14 protein-coding genes and 2 pseudogenes are annotated in these 13,982 nt (G+C 56.3%); 7 read left to right on the top strand and 9 right to left on the bottom strand.

Annotated features, from left to right (window positions below):
* Positions 1-98 precede the first annotated feature (98 nt).
* From AO068_RS26015 to trpB, 3 genes are all read right to left on the bottom strand, one after another.
* Positions 99-629, bottom strand: coding sequence for an anti-virulence regulator CigR family protein (locus AO068_RS26015; protein ID WP_058409850.1), 531 nt, complete (start codon positions 627-629; stop codon positions 99-101).
* A 125-nt stretch (positions 630-754) separates the two neighbouring features.
* A complete protein-coding gene (trpA, locus tag AO068_RS26010; protein WP_058402463.1) occupies positions 755-1,567 on the bottom strand; it encodes a tryptophan synthase subunit alpha in 813 nt (270 codons plus the stop codon).
* Positions 1,564-2,793 (bottom strand): tryptophan synthase subunit beta, encoded by a 1,230-nt coding sequence (trpB, locus tag AO068_RS26005; RefSeq protein ID WP_058409849.1) that lies wholly within the window; start codon positions 2,791-2,793, stop codon positions 1,564-1,566. The genes trpA and trpB overlap by 4 nt, the downstream gene beginning before the upstream one ends.
* A gap of 79 nt (positions 2,794-2,872) precedes the next feature.
* Here trpB and AO068_RS26000 point away from each other — a divergent pair, with 79 nt between their 5' ends.
* Complete coding sequence (locus tag AO068_RS26000) at positions 2,873-3,829, top strand: LysR family transcriptional regulator (protein ID WP_058402461.1); 957 nt, start codon at positions 2,873-2,875, stop codon at positions 3,827-3,829.
* Here AO068_RS26000 and AO068_RS25995 read toward each other — a convergent pair whose 3' ends face one another.
* Positions 3,830-4,156, bottom strand: a complete 327-nt coding sequence (locus AO068_RS25995) for a DUF883 family protein (protein ID WP_003318456.1) — start codon at positions 4,154-4,156, stop codon at positions 3,830-3,832.
* 165 nt (positions 4,157-4,321) lie between these two features.
* Here AO068_RS25995 and AO068_RS25990 point away from each other — a divergent pair, with 165 nt between their 5' ends.
* Positions 4,322-4,537: a dodecin gene (locus tag AO068_RS25990; RefSeq protein ID WP_003318455.1), complete on the top strand. Its 216-nt coding sequence runs from the start codon at positions 4,322-4,324 to the stop codon at positions 4,535-4,537.
* A 148-nt stretch (positions 4,538-4,685) separates the two neighbouring features.
* A complete protein-coding gene (locus tag AO068_RS25985; RefSeq protein ID WP_058402460.1) occupies positions 4,686-4,910 on the top strand; it encodes a DUF1161 domain-containing protein in 225 nt (74 codons plus the stop codon).
* A gap of 139 nt (positions 4,911-5,049) precedes the next feature.
* Here AO068_RS25985 and AO068_RS25980 read toward each other — a convergent pair whose 3' ends face one another.
* Positions 5,050-6,051, bottom strand: a complete 1,002-nt coding sequence (locus AO068_RS25980) for an LLM class flavin-dependent oxidoreductase (protein ID WP_004660365.1) — start codon at positions 6,049-6,051, stop codon at positions 5,050-5,052.
* 212 nt (positions 6,052-6,263) lie between these two features.
* On the opposite strand from AO068_RS25980, the gene AO068_RS25975 reads away from it, so the two are divergent.
* On the top strand, positions 6,264-6,695 hold the full coding sequence (locus AO068_RS25975; RefSeq protein ID WP_058402459.1) for an OsmC family protein: 432 nt from the start codon (positions 6,264-6,266) through the stop codon (positions 6,693-6,695).
* A 118-nt stretch (positions 6,696-6,813) separates the two neighbouring features.
* Entirely contained in the window at positions 6,814-7,047 is a 234-nt protein-coding gene (locus AO068_RS25970) for a DUF1161 domain-containing protein (protein ID WP_011167298.1), read from the top strand.
* Here the strand turns inward: AO068_RS25970 and AO068_RS25965 are convergent, their stop codons facing one another.
* The 3 genes and pseudogenes from AO068_RS25965 to AO068_RS25960 form a co-directional block, all read right to left on the bottom strand.
* On the bottom strand, positions 7,048-7,482 hold the full coding sequence (locus AO068_RS25965) for a PA0061/PA0062 family lipoprotein (RefSeq protein ID WP_080394973.1): 435 nt from the start codon (positions 7,480-7,482) through the stop codon (positions 7,048-7,050).
* Positions 7,483-7,499: 17 nt separating this feature from the next.
* A pseudogene (locus AO068_RS29545) lies at positions 7,500-8,168 on the bottom strand (hypothetical protein).
* Positions 8,169-8,498: 330 nt separating this feature from the next.
* Positions 8,499-10,235, bottom strand: a pseudogene (locus AO068_RS25960) (OPT family oligopeptide transporter).
* A 515-nt stretch (positions 10,236-10,750) separates the two neighbouring features.
* Between AO068_RS25960 and AO068_RS28710 the strand changes: the two are divergent.
* Positions 10,751-11,431, top strand: a complete 681-nt coding sequence (locus tag AO068_RS28710; RefSeq protein ID WP_058428129.1) for a hypothetical protein — start codon at positions 10,751-10,753, stop codon at positions 11,429-11,431.
* A gap of 801 nt (positions 11,432-12,232) precedes the next feature.
* On the opposite strand, the gene AO068_RS25955 is transcribed toward AO068_RS28710, so the two are convergent.
* Positions 12,233-12,670 (bottom strand): DUF3592 domain-containing protein, encoded by a 438-nt coding sequence (locus AO068_RS25955; RefSeq protein WP_058409848.1) that lies wholly within the window; start codon positions 12,668-12,670, stop codon positions 12,233-12,235.
* 178 nt (positions 12,671-12,848) lie between these two features.
* On the opposite strand from AO068_RS25955, the gene AO068_RS25950 reads away from it, so the two are divergent.
* Complete coding sequence (locus AO068_RS25950) at positions 12,849-13,904, top strand: aminopeptidase (RefSeq protein WP_058409847.1); 1,056 nt, start codon at positions 12,849-12,851, stop codon at positions 13,902-13,904.
* Positions 13,905-13,982: the final 78 nt, after the last annotated feature.

Genomic DNA, 13,982 nt, shown 5'->3' with positions numbered 1-13,982 from the left:
GATTATCGTTCCGCACGCTCCAGCGTGGGAATGCCGTTCGTGACGCTCCGCGTCACAAGTCTGTGTGTCACCGCGCATTCAAGGGCGTCAGCAGACCATCAATTCAACACACCATCCAGAATCGCATACACAATCCCCGAACCCACGGCGATCAGTACGACGTCGGTGCCCAGGCGGCGCCATTCGTAGCCGTCATAATGTGGCAGATATTGCAGCGAGCGGTTGTCCAGGCGTTTGCCGTAACCAGGTGGCAACGGGCGGCCCTTGGCGATGTGTACGCCAGGTGGCAGCGGCTGGCCTCGGCCGATGACGTCGCGGTGCTGCTGGAAGGTCTCGCGTACCGGGCCGAAATCCTGTGGAGGGCGGTTGCCGCCACGGTTGTCCTGATGGGCCTGTCTGCGTGGCTGGCTACCCGGGCCCTTGTCTGGACCCCGGCCATTGTCATTGCCCGGTCCACGGTCATTGCCACGCTCGTTATGCCCGCCATTGCTCTGCGGCCCCGGCTGTTGAACGCCACGATTGTCGTCCGGGCCATCACCGCGTTGATCCGGTGGTGCAGCTTGCAGTAGCGGGCTGGCGCTGATCATCAAGATACCCAGCCCGGTGATAAAACGGTTTGGCAGTTTCATGGTGCTTCCTCAGCTTCACTCAATGCAGCAAAAAGGGGTTCATGACATTGGTCATGAACCCCTTGTGTCGTGCTACATAGAACCGCTGATAGCGCTTTGATTCCTCTGTATCAGAAACTTTACCCTCAGCCGCTGCGTGCGTTACGTACGCCTTCGGCCAATGCGGCGCACAGGGTCAACACGCCATCGATTGCCTTTTCAGGCGACTCGGCAGTGGCGATCTTATCAACGAACGCCGAGCCCACGACCACGCCGTCAGCCAGACGCGCAATCGCTGCTGCCTGCTCGGGTGTGCGGATACCGAAACCGACGCTGATCGGCAGACTGGTGTGGCGGCGCAAGCGTGCGATGGCTTCAGTGACGTGCTCGGTGGTTGCCGAGCCAGCACCGGTCACACCTGCAACCGACACGTAGTAGACAAACCCGGAGCTGCGCTCCAACACACGCGGCAGGCGCGCATCGTCGGTGGTTGGCGTGGTCAAGCGGATGAAGTCGATACCGGATGCCTGAGCAGGCGTTGCCAGTTCGGCGTCGTGCTCGGGAGGCAGGTCAACGATGATCAGACCGTCAACGCCCGCTTCCTTTGCCTGCGCCACAAAGGCTTCGACGCCAAAGCGGTGGATCGGGTTGTAGTAACCCATCAGCACAATCGGCGTGGTCTGATCGTCGACACGGAATTCGCTGACCATTTGCAGGGTTTTCTGCAGGGTCTGGCCAGCGTCCAGAGCACGCAGGGTCGCTAGCTGAATCGCCACACCGTCTGCCATCGGATCAGTGAACGGCATGCCCAACTCGATCACGTCAGCACCCGCAGCAGGCAGGCCCTTCAGGACTTTCAGCGAGGTGTCGTAGCCTGGGTCGCCGGCTGTAATGAAGGTGACCAGCGCCGCACGACCTTCGGTTTTCAGTTGGGCGAAACGTTGTTCGAGACGGCTCATACCAGCTGCTCCTGAGTTTTTTCGGCGGCTGCCATATGGTTCATGACGGTTTGCATGTCTTTGTCACCGCGCCCGGACAGGCACACGACCATCAGGTGGTCGTCGCGCAGGTTGGTTGCCCGCTTCATGGCTTCGGCCAGTGCGTGAGCGGTTTCCAGTGCCGGGATGATGCCTTCGAGCAGGCAGCATTGATGGAAGGCATCCAGCGCTTCGTCATCGGTGATGCTGACGTACTCGACGCGTTTCACTTCGTGCAGGAAGGCGTGCTCAGGGCCGATACCCGGATAGTCCAGGCCTGCAGAGATCGAGTGCGCATCGGTGATCTGTCCGTCGCCGTCCTGCAGCAGGTAGGTACGGTTGCCGTGCAGCACGCCCGGTACGCCGCCGTTCAGGCTGGCCGCGTGCTTGTCGGTGCTGACGCCGTGACCGCCCGCTTCAACGCCGATGATTTCCACGCTGGCGTCATCCAGGAACGGATGGAACAGGCCCATGGCGTTGGAACCGCCGCCGACACAGGCGACCAGGCTGTCCGGCAGACGACCTTCCTTCTCCAGCATCTGCTCTTTGGTTTCCTTGCCGATGATGGCCTGGAAGTCACGGACCATCGCTGGGTAAGGGTGCGGGCCTGCCACGGTGCCGATCAGGTAGAAGGTGTCGTCGACGTTGGTCACCCAGTCACGCAGCGCTTCGTTCATCGCATCTTTCAGGGTGCCGGTGCCGGAAGTGACCGGCACGATTTCAGCGCCCAGCAGCTTCATGCGGAACACGTTGGCCTGTTGACGCTCAATGTCGGTCGCGCCCATGTAGATCACACAAGGCAAGCCAAAACGAGCCGCGACGGTAGCGGTAGCAACGCCGTGCATGCCCGCGCCGGTTTCCGCGATCAGGCGTTTTTTGCCCATGCGCTTGGCCAGCAATACCTGGCCGATGCAGTTGTTGATCTTGTGCGCGCCGGTGTGATTGAGCTCTTCACGCTTGAAGTAGATTTTCGCGCCGCCACAGAACTCGGTCAGGCGCTCGGCGAAGTACAGCGGGTTTGGACGGCCCACGTAATCGCGCTGGAAGTAGGCCATTTCCTTGGCGAACTCCGGGTCGGCCTTGGCGGCTTCGTACTCGCGGTTGAGGTCTAGCACCAGCGGCATCAGGGTTTCAGCCACGTAGCGGCCGCCGAATGAGCCGAACAGGCCGTTGGCGTCGGGGCCGCTGCGGAAGTTGGTCTGGGTCATGAAGTGCTCCAGTTGCAGTATTGGGCGAATGGGTTGAGCCGTATTGGCAATGGGTCCACTTTAACCAGCGCACGGCTGGATGAAAACCGATAAGATCGCTGCAACCTGTCAGGAAAACTCACAGATCATGAGCCGCGACCTTCCTCCCCTCAACGCCCTGCGTGCCTTCGAAAGTACCGCCCGACTTGGCAGCGTCAGTCAGGCCGCTGAACAGCTGAACGTGACCCACGGTGCTGTCAGTCGCCAATTGAAAGTGCTTGAAGAACAGTTGGGTGTAAGCCTGTTCAACAAGGACGGGCGAGGCTTGAAACTCACAGATGCAGGCATTCGGTTACGCGATGTGAGTGGCGAAGCATTCGACCGGCTGCGCGGCGTGTGTGCAGAACTGAGCAAGGGCAGCGCAGACGCGCCATTCGTGTTGGGGTGTTCCGGCAGCCTGCTGGCGCGCTGGTTCATACCGCGTTTGAGCCGCCTTAATGCCGAGTTGCCGGACCTGCGCCTGCACCTGTCGGCAGGTGAAGGCGACCTTGATCCGCGCCGGCCCGGCCTGGATGCATTGCTGATATTCGCCGAGCCGCCGTGGCCTGCAGACATGCAGGTATTCGAACTGGCAAGCGAGCGGATCGGACCGGTATTGAGCCCACGCTTCGCGCGATTCGAGCGTTTGTGCGATGCACCTGCCGAGACGTTGCTGGAAGAATCGTTGCTGCAAACCACATCGCGTCCGCAGGCGTGGCCAAGCTGGGCGCAGCAGAACGGTATCGACCCGCAGTCATTGCGTTACGGGCAGGGTTTCGAGCATTTGTATTATTTGCTGGAGGCGGCCGTGGCGGGCCTTGGCATTGCAATTGCGCCCGAGCCTCTGGTCATCGATGACCTGAAGGCCGGTCGCCTGGCTGCGCCTTGGGGGTTCAGTGAAACCCCGGCGCAGCTGGCGCTTTGGGTACCCAGACGTGCGGCCGATGGACGGGCGCAGCAGCTTGCTCAGTGGTTAAAAAATGAGCTGAAGCGGTCCGGGGAACCGATCAAAAACTGATCAGTTACCGCGCTTGAACAGCATGTAGGCAGCGATCAGGCCAATGGCACCTACCGCAACACCAGCGGTGGTCCAAGGGTGTTCCTGAGCGTAATCACGGGTTGCCAGTGCGTTTTCGCGGGTTTTCTCTTTAACGTCTTCGTAGACATCGCTGAGCAGGCTGCGCGAATGGCTCAGTGCGCTTTCAGCGTTGGCTTTCAGATTTTTCAGTGTCTTGCGCGACTCGTCGGTAGCGTCGGCTTTCAGGCCCTCGAGGGACTTCAGGAGGCTCTCGATTTCAGCTTCCATACTCTGCAACGAGGCTTTGCGAAGTGACGTAGTAGCCATGGTGTTTCTCCTGCAATGATGAGTGGGCGTGTTGTTTCCGACTCCGGGCTTTTTGGAAAGTGCGATGGGATTTTTGCAAAGGTCTGAACTTTTGCGCGCCTTCTCCTGACAGAAGCAGGGAGCGCGCTCTATATCGCGTCTTTTTCAGACCTCAGGAGAACTGCCATGTCGGATCATCACACGTACAAGAAAGTTGAAATCGTAGGCTCTTCCACGACCACAATCGAAGACGCCATCAACAACGCCCTGGCCGAAGCCAGCAAAAGCCTCGACCTGATGGAATGGTTTGAAGTGACCGAAACCCGCGGCCATATCGAAAACGGCAAAGTCGCGCATTTCCAGGTCACCTTGAAAGTCGGCTTCCGCATTACCAATAGCTGATGCCCTTCTGAACCTTTCGGCTGGCCGATTGCCATAACCTGCGCTACACACTCAGATATGGCCACACGGTTGATGTGTGGGCGTGGGGGTTTTCAATGGGCGCCTGTTCCGATGGCGTCTTCATTTGGCCGGACGAGAGGGATTACCCATGAAGAAGTTTTTGTTGGCTGTAGGCTTGCTGAGCATTGCAGGCACTGCCCTCGCGGCAGGCAAGCCATGTGAAGAGTTGAAAAGTGAAATCGACGCCAGACTCCAGGCGAAGGGCGTAACGTCCTACACGCTGGAAGTGGTCGAGAAAGGCAGCGCGGCCGACAAAGAAGTCGTCGGCACCTGCGAAGGCGGCACCAAGGAAATCGTTTACCAGCGCGGTTGATTGCCAGCCGGGCCTGACTTCGGTCGGTTCGCCCGGTTAATCCCGTTTGCAGGTTTCACGAACAGCATCGCCCCGGACTGTCATCCAGTCCGGGGCGATGCTGTTTTTGAAGCCCGCGTTGTTACCCGAAAGGTTGCTATCAGCCTTGTGCGACCTGCGCCAGAATCTCGTAGGACCGCAGCCTGTCCTCGTGCTCATACATGTCGCACGTGAAGATCAGTTCATCGGCATCGGTCTGTTCAAGCAGCACATCCAGTTTGGCGCGGATCTTGTCCGGGCCGCCAACCATCGCCAGCCCCAGGAAGCTCGCCACCGCTTCACGTTCATGCGGCAGCCACAGGCCGTCCATGGATTCGACCGGTGGGCGCTGCATCAGACTGTGCCCGCGCATCAGCGCCAGGATGCGCTGGTAAACAGATGTCGCGAGGTATTCGGCGTGCTCGTCGGTGTCTGCCGCGGACAGCGGGACGCCGAGCATCACGTAGGGTTTGTCGAGCACGGCCGATGGCTGGAAGTGATTGCGGTACACGCGAATCGCCTCATGCATGTAACGCGGCGCAAAATGCGACGCGAAGGCATACGGCAAACCGCGCATGCCTGCCAGTTGAGCACTGAACAGGCTCGAGCCCAGTAGCCAGATCGGCACGTTGGTGTCTGAGCCAGGAACAGCGATCACTTTTTGATCAGGCGTACGCGGCCCCAGATATTCCATCAGCTCGGTGACGTCATCCGGAAAATCTTCGGCGCTGCCGGAGCGTTCGCGGCGCAAGGCGCGAGCGGTCATCTGATCGGAACCCGGCGCGCGACCCAGCCCCAGATCAATCCGACCGGGATACAGGCTGGCCAGCGTGCCGAACTGCTCGGCAACCACCAGTGGTGCATGGTTGGGCAGCATGATTCCGCCAGCCCCGACACGAATGGTCGACGTGCCGCCTGCCAGGTAGGCGAGCAGCACCGAGGTCGCTGAACTGGCGATGCCGTCCATGTTGTGGTGCTCGGCCACCCAGAAGCGGTTGTAACCCAGCTTTTCAACATGCTGGGCAAGGTTGAGCGAGTTGCGCAGGGAATCGGCGGGCCCTTTGTCGTGGCGCACCGGCACCAGATCAAGGGTGGAAATTTTTACATCTGCCAGACGTTTCATAGGCCGGGGTAGCTCCTCAAATTGTGATGGGCTGGCTGCTAGAGCTGCCCACGATGAAACAGCAGTGCGGGCGCAAGTCTGGCTTTTCAATGGCAGGTGGATAAAAACCTACTTAAACGCTTGGTCTTTCCGACGGTTGAACTTTCCAGAGTCGTCCATCCTCAGAACCTTGTAACAGCATCGATCCAAATTCATTCCAAGAAGGAGCCACCATGAGCATCGTCAAGAAAGCATCCGCCCACTGGGAAGGTGATCTGAAAAGCGGTATCGGCAGCATTTCCACGGAAACCGGCGTGTTGCGTGAAGCGCCTTACGGCTTCAACGCTCGTTTTGAAGGCGGTAAAGGCACCAACCCCGAAGAATTGATCGGCGCGGCCCACGCAGGCTGCTTCTCGATGGCATTGTCCATGATTCTCGGAGAAGCGGGCCTTAAGGCTGAAAGCATTGATACCGACGCCAAGGTTTCTCTGGATCAGGTCGATGGCGGCTTCTCGATTACTGCCGTGCACCTGACCCTCAAGGCCAAGGTACCAGGCGCTACACAGCAGCAGTTCGACGAACTGACTAACAAGGCCAAAGAAGGCTGCCCGGTTTCCAAGGTATTGAACGCCAAGATCACTCTGGACGCTACGTTGTTGAGCTGATTCACAGCGAGCTTTGCGGGAGCGCCTTGTGCGCTCCTTCATCTCCTGTATAAAGCTGGCTTGCTTCATCGGTCATGCGTTCATTGGCGCATGGTTTGATTTTGATCAGGAGTCGAGCATGAAACGTTTTATTCTGGCAGTGACCTGTACCTTGCTGGCGACCAGCGCCTTGGCGGCACCGAAATCCTGTGAAGAACTCAAGGATGAAATCGAAGCCAAGATCCAGGCCAACAACGTCACGTCCTACACGCTGGAAATTGTTAGCAACGAAGAGGCTTCCGATCCCAGCATGATCGTCGGCAGCTGCGACAACGGTACGAAAAAAATCATCTACCAGCTCAACGGTCGCTGATCAGATGCAGTGCACCCCGCCCTCTTCTTCCTCCTCGGCCACCACCTTGCGCTCTGCATCGTAAAGCCAGGCATCGACACTGTTCGCCAGTGAGCGTACCTCCAGCACATAACGCTGCCCGGCAGCGAAGTGGTCGTAACGAACACTGACGTAACACGTGATCTCGGTGTACTCGTCGCCGATCATCCCCATGCCGCCCGACCGGTACTCATAGTCATAACGCACTTGTAACTCATGGCTGCCCGGCGTCACCTGAAAATAGCGCCCGTCGTAGGTGTTCTTACCATCCAGCTTGTCCGCCATGATCAGTTGGCCGGTGGTAGTGCGCATGTCGACCCACGCCATGTCCGGGTTGACCGCAGGCAAGGGACCTGCGCATCCGGCGAGGATGGATAGAGTAAATGCGATTGGCGGTATCAGAAGACGGAATGGCACGGAGGTTGTACCTCTGTTTAAAAAGGTTTAGTGGCAACCGTTGACATGACCTGCTGTTGGCCATTCATCCAGTCTGCAGAAACTGCGCAGCGTGTTTCGGTCAAGCGTTGGATAACGGCAAAATCGCTTCTCAGGTTTCGTGAAAAGATTGGTTCATGATGAGCAATTCGATTTCGAAGCAATCGGATTTGTTCGAGATCAGCCGCGATCTTTGCTCGGTGGGCAGATACAGTGAAGCACTTTTCGAGGTTTGGAAAAAAGCGGTATAGATAAGGAGTCCAGATACGGCCTTCAAACCGTTTTGTGAACATTTTTTCCCAAAAGACGAATTTCAACTCTGCGATAACGGCGCCGGTTGTGCCACATTTCTGTCCGGCTCTTGCAAGCTCTTGTTTTGGCTAGAAAACCGGGCCTGTAACATTCGGCAAGCTCTGTTCGAAACCAGGGCTCCAAGGCCATCGGGGGCCGTAGACCGAAGCGATTGCGTCTGCAACACCGTTACGAACAATTACCTCGCACAGATGTAAAGGCGTAAGGAACGCTGCAGAGACGAGGGCGTTCCAGGCATATAAAGTAATGGCCTCATCAAGACCTCGGCCCACAGCAAGCGCTGCATTTTCATAGGTTGAAATCCGGGCAGAAGAAATGGACAGTCTGATTGCTTTTGCAACTTCTAGAGTCGACATTGACGACAACTGCGAATTTCCTTATTTCCTTATAGTCAGCTCACTTGCCGAGGGCCTAGCTGGCTTATGCCTCCTCCCACGGACAGATGATACAGCAATACCCAAAGCCCACCCATATGGTGGGCTTTTTGTTGTGTGCGGTAATGAGCGCAGCCCTCACTGAGGAGTGGGATATGCGGTGTCTGAACGAAGCTCTTGCCCGCAGAGCCCCAGTCAATGGCTTGGCCCCATGGTGTGCTCCGAAGTACCTCATAAACTGGAGTTCAGCTTTCGCGAGCTTCTGACGGATCGCGATTGGCGATCAGCCTTGGCTCACCAAAGCGCCACCACTCACCCATTACCAAACATCTGCCACAACGACGCCCCCACTCCAGTAATGCTTTCCCCGGCGATCAGCCCCGCTGCCGCAGTAATCGCGAAGCGCTCGGTAAGGCTCGCCCAGCGACAGCTCACTAGCCACGTGAGCACCGCGCCAAGGGCCATCATCAACGACACCGAAGCCGGCAAGACAAACGCCAGGCCCAGCGCAGCAGCGCTCGGCAAGTAACGGGCGCGACTCGCGGGCAACGTGCTGTCGAGAACCCCCAGCAGCAGGCCCGCCAGGCCTGCGATAAAGATGGCCCAACGGATGCTCGTCGATAACGAGTTCAGCCCGTGGGTCAGGGTTTGCGCCACAGCCTTCCAGGTGGCCACCGCCGGGGCTGGCCACTCTTCGGTGAGCAGCATGCTTTGCGGGTCTGGAATCAGCGCCATATAAGCCAGCACCCCGACGATACTGCCGACGAAAATTCCCAGCGTCTGCGCGACCAACTGCTTGCGTGGCGTGGCCCCGATCGCCTTGCCCACCTTGAAGTCGTTCATCAGATCGGTGCATTGCCCGGCCGAACCGCCAGCCGTATTGGCGCTCATCAGATTGATCGTCACCTGCCCTGGCGCGACGATGCCGAAGCTTAGTTGCGATAACTGCCCGATTGCACCAATAGGCGGAATGCCCGTCGCACCAACCACCCTCGCGGCCACCGCTGCCAGGCAAATGGCCAGAGGAATGGTCAACAGTGCCATCCACAGATTGGTGCCGAACAACAGCGCCTGCAGGCTCACCACCAGAATGATCGACAACAGCAGACCGAGTGCAGGCCCCGCCTTGGGCACGGCCCAGATCTTCCCGCTGTTCGCTTTGGTGGACCTGTGCAATCCGCATAAACGAATTGCGAGCGACGCCAGCGTCGAGCAGACCATCAAACTCACACCCGGCCACAGCAACCACTCCACCAGCGCCGCGAACTGCGGGCCACTGCTGCCGGCCGGTAACGTCACCAGCCCTTGCGCCAATAACCACGGCGCCAGCCCGCCCCACGCCAGCAAGGCACCGAGCAACAGCGTCACCCCCACGCGAATGCCGATGATTGCACCGAACCCCACCAATAACAGCGAAGGGTCTGCGGTAAACGTCAAACGCTCCAGCTGCGCACTCGGCGACCAGCGCGGGAACGCTCATACAAACGTATCGACCCACTTCGCCAAGCCGGACAGCAACGCAGCACTGAGTAACACCTTCAACCACGTCGCCGCGTCCCGGCCGTGGTTTTAGATGTGCAGCAGCGTCTCCAGCGTCGCCATGCCCTCGGGGAACTTCAGCGATGTGTCATTGAGCAACGAAGGCCGCAAATACCACGCAATCCAGATTCCCAGGAAACTCACCGAAAACACCCACGCCATCATCGGAATCGCATCCAGCTGCTGCCCCGTCAACAAGGTATAAGCCGGAATCGGCGCCACCAACCCACCGGAAATAATCGACGCCGCCGCCGACGCTACCGTTTGATTGATATTGCTCTCATGCAACGTCCACGGCGGCTGGTGGGGCGAGCGTTTGGCCAACCTCTGCCAGATGGCGTAACCAATCAGCAGCGCAATGATCGACATGTTGAACGACCAGCCGATCTTCAGGCCTGCGTAGACATTGGAAGGTGTTAGCAGAATGCCCAGAACGATGCCGGTGATGACGGCACGCAGGCTGAGTTCGCGCTGGACCGGGGGGATTTGCGGGGTTGGGGCTGTAGGCATGCGGAGTCCTTTCGGCGGTTGGCGTTGAGGGGCTTATGTAGAAGGGAGTGTTGAGGTATGGGAAGGTTCAGGCTCGACCCCATGCACGTACTACAACGCCGGGCATGCTAAAGCTAAGGCGCGCGATAAATTGACTAGTCAAGTTTACTGAATAAATACCAGTTAATAGTAAAAGATCACAGCTCTACGAGCTAAAAAGTAGAGTGGCAGGCATACTGTTCCCTGGCCAAACTCGTAATAGTGAGAAAAAACCAATTAACTATGGGGCGCTGCCCATGCAGGGTATAGCTCGCTTTAGATAATTTGACCTATAAGCCAAACTAATTGGCGCAGAAAAGACAACTATTGAGTTAGTCGGTTGTTTTAAAGTTTTGGTCAAGAATTATTGAGAATAGATTGTCATCTCAAAGTTGCTTCAGTTTGACTAGATGCATAAAAAATTTAATTCTTGGGGGTTTTATGAGCTATAATGTATCTTGCAATATGTAGTTTTAATATGTATAAGGGCGGTGCGTATGAAAGATACAAGTAAGGCCTCACGAGATAATGAAAAAATTAAAGCAGTGCAAGAGCACTTAAAGGTAATAACTGATGAAATGTTAGCTGAGTTAGCTGAGTCAAATGCTAGCTTGGCTAAAAGTGCGCAGGAAATCATGAATTTCCGGACTTCTATAACTGAAGAGACTGCTAGAGGTTCAGTCCTGATGTCCGCAGCTTTTTTAGATGACCGACTCAAAGATTTATTGAAAGCAAGACTGGTGAATAATAATACAATGACTGTTCCAGTGTTTGACGTTAATGGAGCGCTTGGTACATTTTCTTCAAGAATAAATTTTTCATACTTGTTAGGCCTTATTCCTAGGAATGCGGTAACAGACCTTCACAGTATTCGTGGGATAAGAAATATTTTCGCACACAGCGCCTTGCCACTAAAGTTTGAAGATCCTGCTGTGAATAAGCTATGTAGTAAATTGATTTTTCACGGTGTCAAAGATAGATCTCCTCCGGGCGTTAAGTTCAGGCGATCTGTAATGGCCTTGCTGACGTTTATAATTGTTGCTGCTGAGGAAGCGCAGCATATAGAACCTAAGGAGAACTATGATATCCCTGATAGGACTGATACCTACAAAATTGTATCGGCTGTTTACGAAAGTGTAACAGGGGAGGATTATCCAATCAAAAGCCAACATGAATAATCGTATTCTGTGTTTTTTATCCGCTGCTAAAAATTTATGGCAGCGGTGCATGGCTATATTTATTAAAACATACAGTAGTAGGTGAGTGATTTTTTAGGCGCATTAAGTCTGGTCGGGGAACTCGAGTTTTTGTTATTAAATTCGTATGGTCAACAGTGTTTAGTGAGTTTTCATGAGTGTTAATTCAATTCTGGTTAGTAAGTTTCGGTGGTGCTATCTGGTATGTGGATGCAGTAATTATTTAAATTCTTGGTTTGATGGGGTTGGTGGAGAGCTCACAATTGACATGGGGCTGCTTAAGGTAGCAACTCCTTTTCGGTGATAGTATGGATAGAGTTCAGTTGACGGTCGTCAACTCTCAAGAAATCTCGTGGTCAAGAGGTACTACCGAATGCTTTATAGCTCGTTCAAAATTCGTCAACACAGTATTAACTAGCAGGATTATGAGTCGCAGGCAGATAGCACTGTCATTGTGTCTAGCATACGCTTGAATGGGAAAGTCGCACGGTTTCATCTGTAATCACTGATGATCGTAAGGTATAATTTTACGTGGGGCCGGGGCTATTGAGCAGCATCTTCGCGGATAATTAGAGCTGCAAGTTATTTTTACGAGAAGCCGAAAATTTTTACAACGGATAACTTTAAGCACCTGTCCAGTATTTACAGATGATCTTACCCTACTGCGGCAAGCTCGCGCCCATAATCAAGCTAGCCCCAACCGAGCCATCGAGTGCGTTCAGGATAAACCCGCCTATGCCGGCAGGCTTGTAGCGCCTGCGAATGACAATGGGCATTCGGTCCTTAAAGTAGCCGTGCCATCCGGCGACGGCGAATCCATGCAGCCATGTGGTAACCGCCTCCTGCGGTAAACACGGTCGCGAACAGTCCCGTCAGCAGGCTCGCGCCCCATAGCGCACCCTGGTCTTCAATGATCGCGGTGCTGGAGGGGGCTTCGCCGAGGTAGAGCACTGTCACCGGGTCGCCCACCGAATAGCCGAATATAAAGCCGCCTTCGGGGTAGCTGACCGCTTTGCCCGCAGCATCGGTGAAGTCCACTTGAGGGTGGCTGCCGCCCGCATTCAGGGCACTGACATGCCCTTCGGCACGTTGCGCTCGGGCCAGAAAGTTCGTCCGATCAACGGCCAGCCAAAGAGTAAGGTAGAGCAGGCACAGGCCCAGCGGGATGAAAATCAGCGCGCGGGGCAGATCGCCTCGGCCGGAAGTGGGTGTTTTGGTCATGGCAGGTCCCTTGCGTTGTCCGTAGCGCCGGCCATTACAGTGAACCGGCCGGAGTCTGTCAATTGGATACGGTTAACAAGCAGCCAATGCGCCGTTTCATACCCTCACAACACTTGCACACCCGCACACCCGTCCGGCATAACATCACCGTATCCACACCACCAAAGCCCTGCCCTCCATGCCCATACCCTCTGCCTCACGCCTTCATCACCTGTTCGCGCTAACGGCCATTACGCTGCTCGCTGGTTGCTCCAGCGTTTCCTATTATGGTCAGTTGGCTCAAGGCCAGTGGCAGTTGCTGCAGGCGCGTGAGCCGGTGGAAAAGATTATTGCTGACCCGACTCGGGACGCGGGTTTGCGCGAACACTTGGCTCGGTCACAGCTGGCTCGCCGGTTTGCCAGCGAGCATTTGCACCTTCCGGATAACAAGAGCTATCGCCTGTATGCGGATCTGGGTCGTCCTTATGTGGTGTGGAATGTGTTCGCCACCGACGAGTTTTCGCTGGAGCCTGTCACGCATTGTTTTCCGATTGCCGGGTGTGTCGCGTATCGCGGTTATTACAGCCCTGGCGGGGCGCGTGGTGAGGCGGCGTTGCAGCGGCAGGCGGGTAAGGATGTGTATTTGAGTGGTGTGGAAGCCTATTCGACACTGGGCTGGTTCAATGACCCGATTCTCAGTTCGATGATGGGCTGGGGTGACGAGCGTCTGGCCACGCTGATTTTCCATGAACTGGCGCATCAGCGGTTTTATGTGAAAGACGACACCGAGTTCAATGAGTCCTACGCCAGCTTCGTCGAACAGGAAGGTACGCGGCAGTGGCGTGCGGCACGGGGGTTGCCGCCTGAGAGTGTTTCGCAGTCCGCACGGCGTGACCAGTTTATCCGGTTGGTGCTCGATACTCGGGAGCGGCTCAAGGCGTTGTATCGCCAGCCGCTGTCTGCTGAAGTGATGCGCGCGCGCAAGGCTGAAGAGTTTGAGCGGTTGCGCAGTGACTACCGCAAGTTGCGTGATGAGCAATGGGCGGGCGATAAGCGTTTTGATGCCTGGATCAACAGCCCGATGAACAACGCCAAGCTGCTGCCGTTTGGCCTTTATGATCAGTGGGTGCCAGCGTTTGCGGCGTTGTTCAGGCAGGTGAATGGCGATTGGGTGGCGTTTTTCAATGCTGTGGAGAAGTTGGGAGGGATGCCGGTCGAGGCGCGCAAGGCGGCGCTACAGCGGTTGATGCCTTGATGGATTCTCGTTACTACGCTCCGCGTGGTAATGCCTTTCTGGACGCTCTGCGTCCGATCTTGAGTGAGCGGCGCTGTG

The sequence above is a fragment of the Pseudomonas sp. ICMP 3272 genome, from assembly GCF_001466905.1.
GTDB lineage: Bacteria > Pseudomonadota > Gammaproteobacteria > Pseudomonadales > Pseudomonadaceae > Aquipseudomonas > Aquipseudomonas amygdali.
This window is presented reverse-complemented; position numbering and strand designations above follow the sequence as displayed.

What these genes read in the sequence shown, in the direction of transcription:
- AO068_RS25980 (WP_004660365.1), bottom strand. Translation starts at nt 6,051, where the DNA reads ATGAAACGTCTGGCAGATGTAAAAATTTCCACCCTTGATCTGGTGCCG.
- AO068_RS25955 (WP_058409848.1), bottom strand. Translation starts at nt 12,670, where the DNA reads ATGACCAAAACACCCACTTCCGGCCGAGGCGATCTGCCCCGCGCGCTG.
- AO068_RS25950 (WP_058409847.1), top strand. Translation starts at nt 12,849, where the DNA reads ATGCCCATACCCTCTGCCTCACGCCTTCATCACCTGTTCGCGCTAACG.
- AO068_RS25990 (WP_003318455.1), top strand. Translation starts at nt 4,322, where the DNA reads ATGTCGGATCATCACACGTACAAGAAAGTTGAAATCGTAGGCTCTTCC.
- AO068_RS25970 (WP_011167298.1), top strand. Translation starts at nt 6,814, where the DNA reads ATGAAACGTTTTATTCTGGCAGTGACCTGTACCTTGCTGGCGACCAGC.
- AO068_RS28710 (WP_058428129.1), top strand. Translation starts at nt 10,751, where the DNA reads ATGAAAGATACAAGTAAGGCCTCACGAGATAATGAAAAAATTAAAGCA.
- AO068_RS25995 (WP_003318456.1), bottom strand. Translation starts at nt 4,156, where the DNA reads ATGGCTACTACGTCACTTCGCAAAGCCTCGTTGCAGAGTATGGAAGCT.
- AO068_RS25985 (WP_058402460.1), top strand. Translation starts at nt 4,686, where the DNA reads ATGAAGAAGTTTTTGTTGGCTGTAGGCTTGCTGAGCATTGCAGGCACT.
- AO068_RS26000 (WP_058402461.1), top strand. Translation starts at nt 2,873, where the DNA reads ATGAAAACCGATAAGATCGCTGCAACCTGTCAGGAAAACTCACAGATC.
- AO068_RS25975 (WP_058402459.1), top strand. Translation starts at nt 6,264, where the DNA reads ATGAGCATCGTCAAGAAAGCATCCGCCCACTGGGAAGGTGATCTGAAA.
- trpB (WP_058409849.1), bottom strand. Translation starts at nt 2,793, where the DNA reads ATGACCCAGACCAACTTCCGCAGCGGCCCCGACGCCAACGGCCTGTTC.
- AO068_RS26015 (WP_058409850.1), bottom strand. Translation starts at nt 629, where the DNA reads ATGAAACTGCCAAACCGTTTTATCACCGGGCTGGGTATCTTGATGATC.
- trpA (WP_058402463.1), bottom strand. Translation starts at nt 1,567, where the DNA reads ATGAGCCGTCTCGAACAACGTTTCGCCCAACTGAAAACCGAAGGTCGT.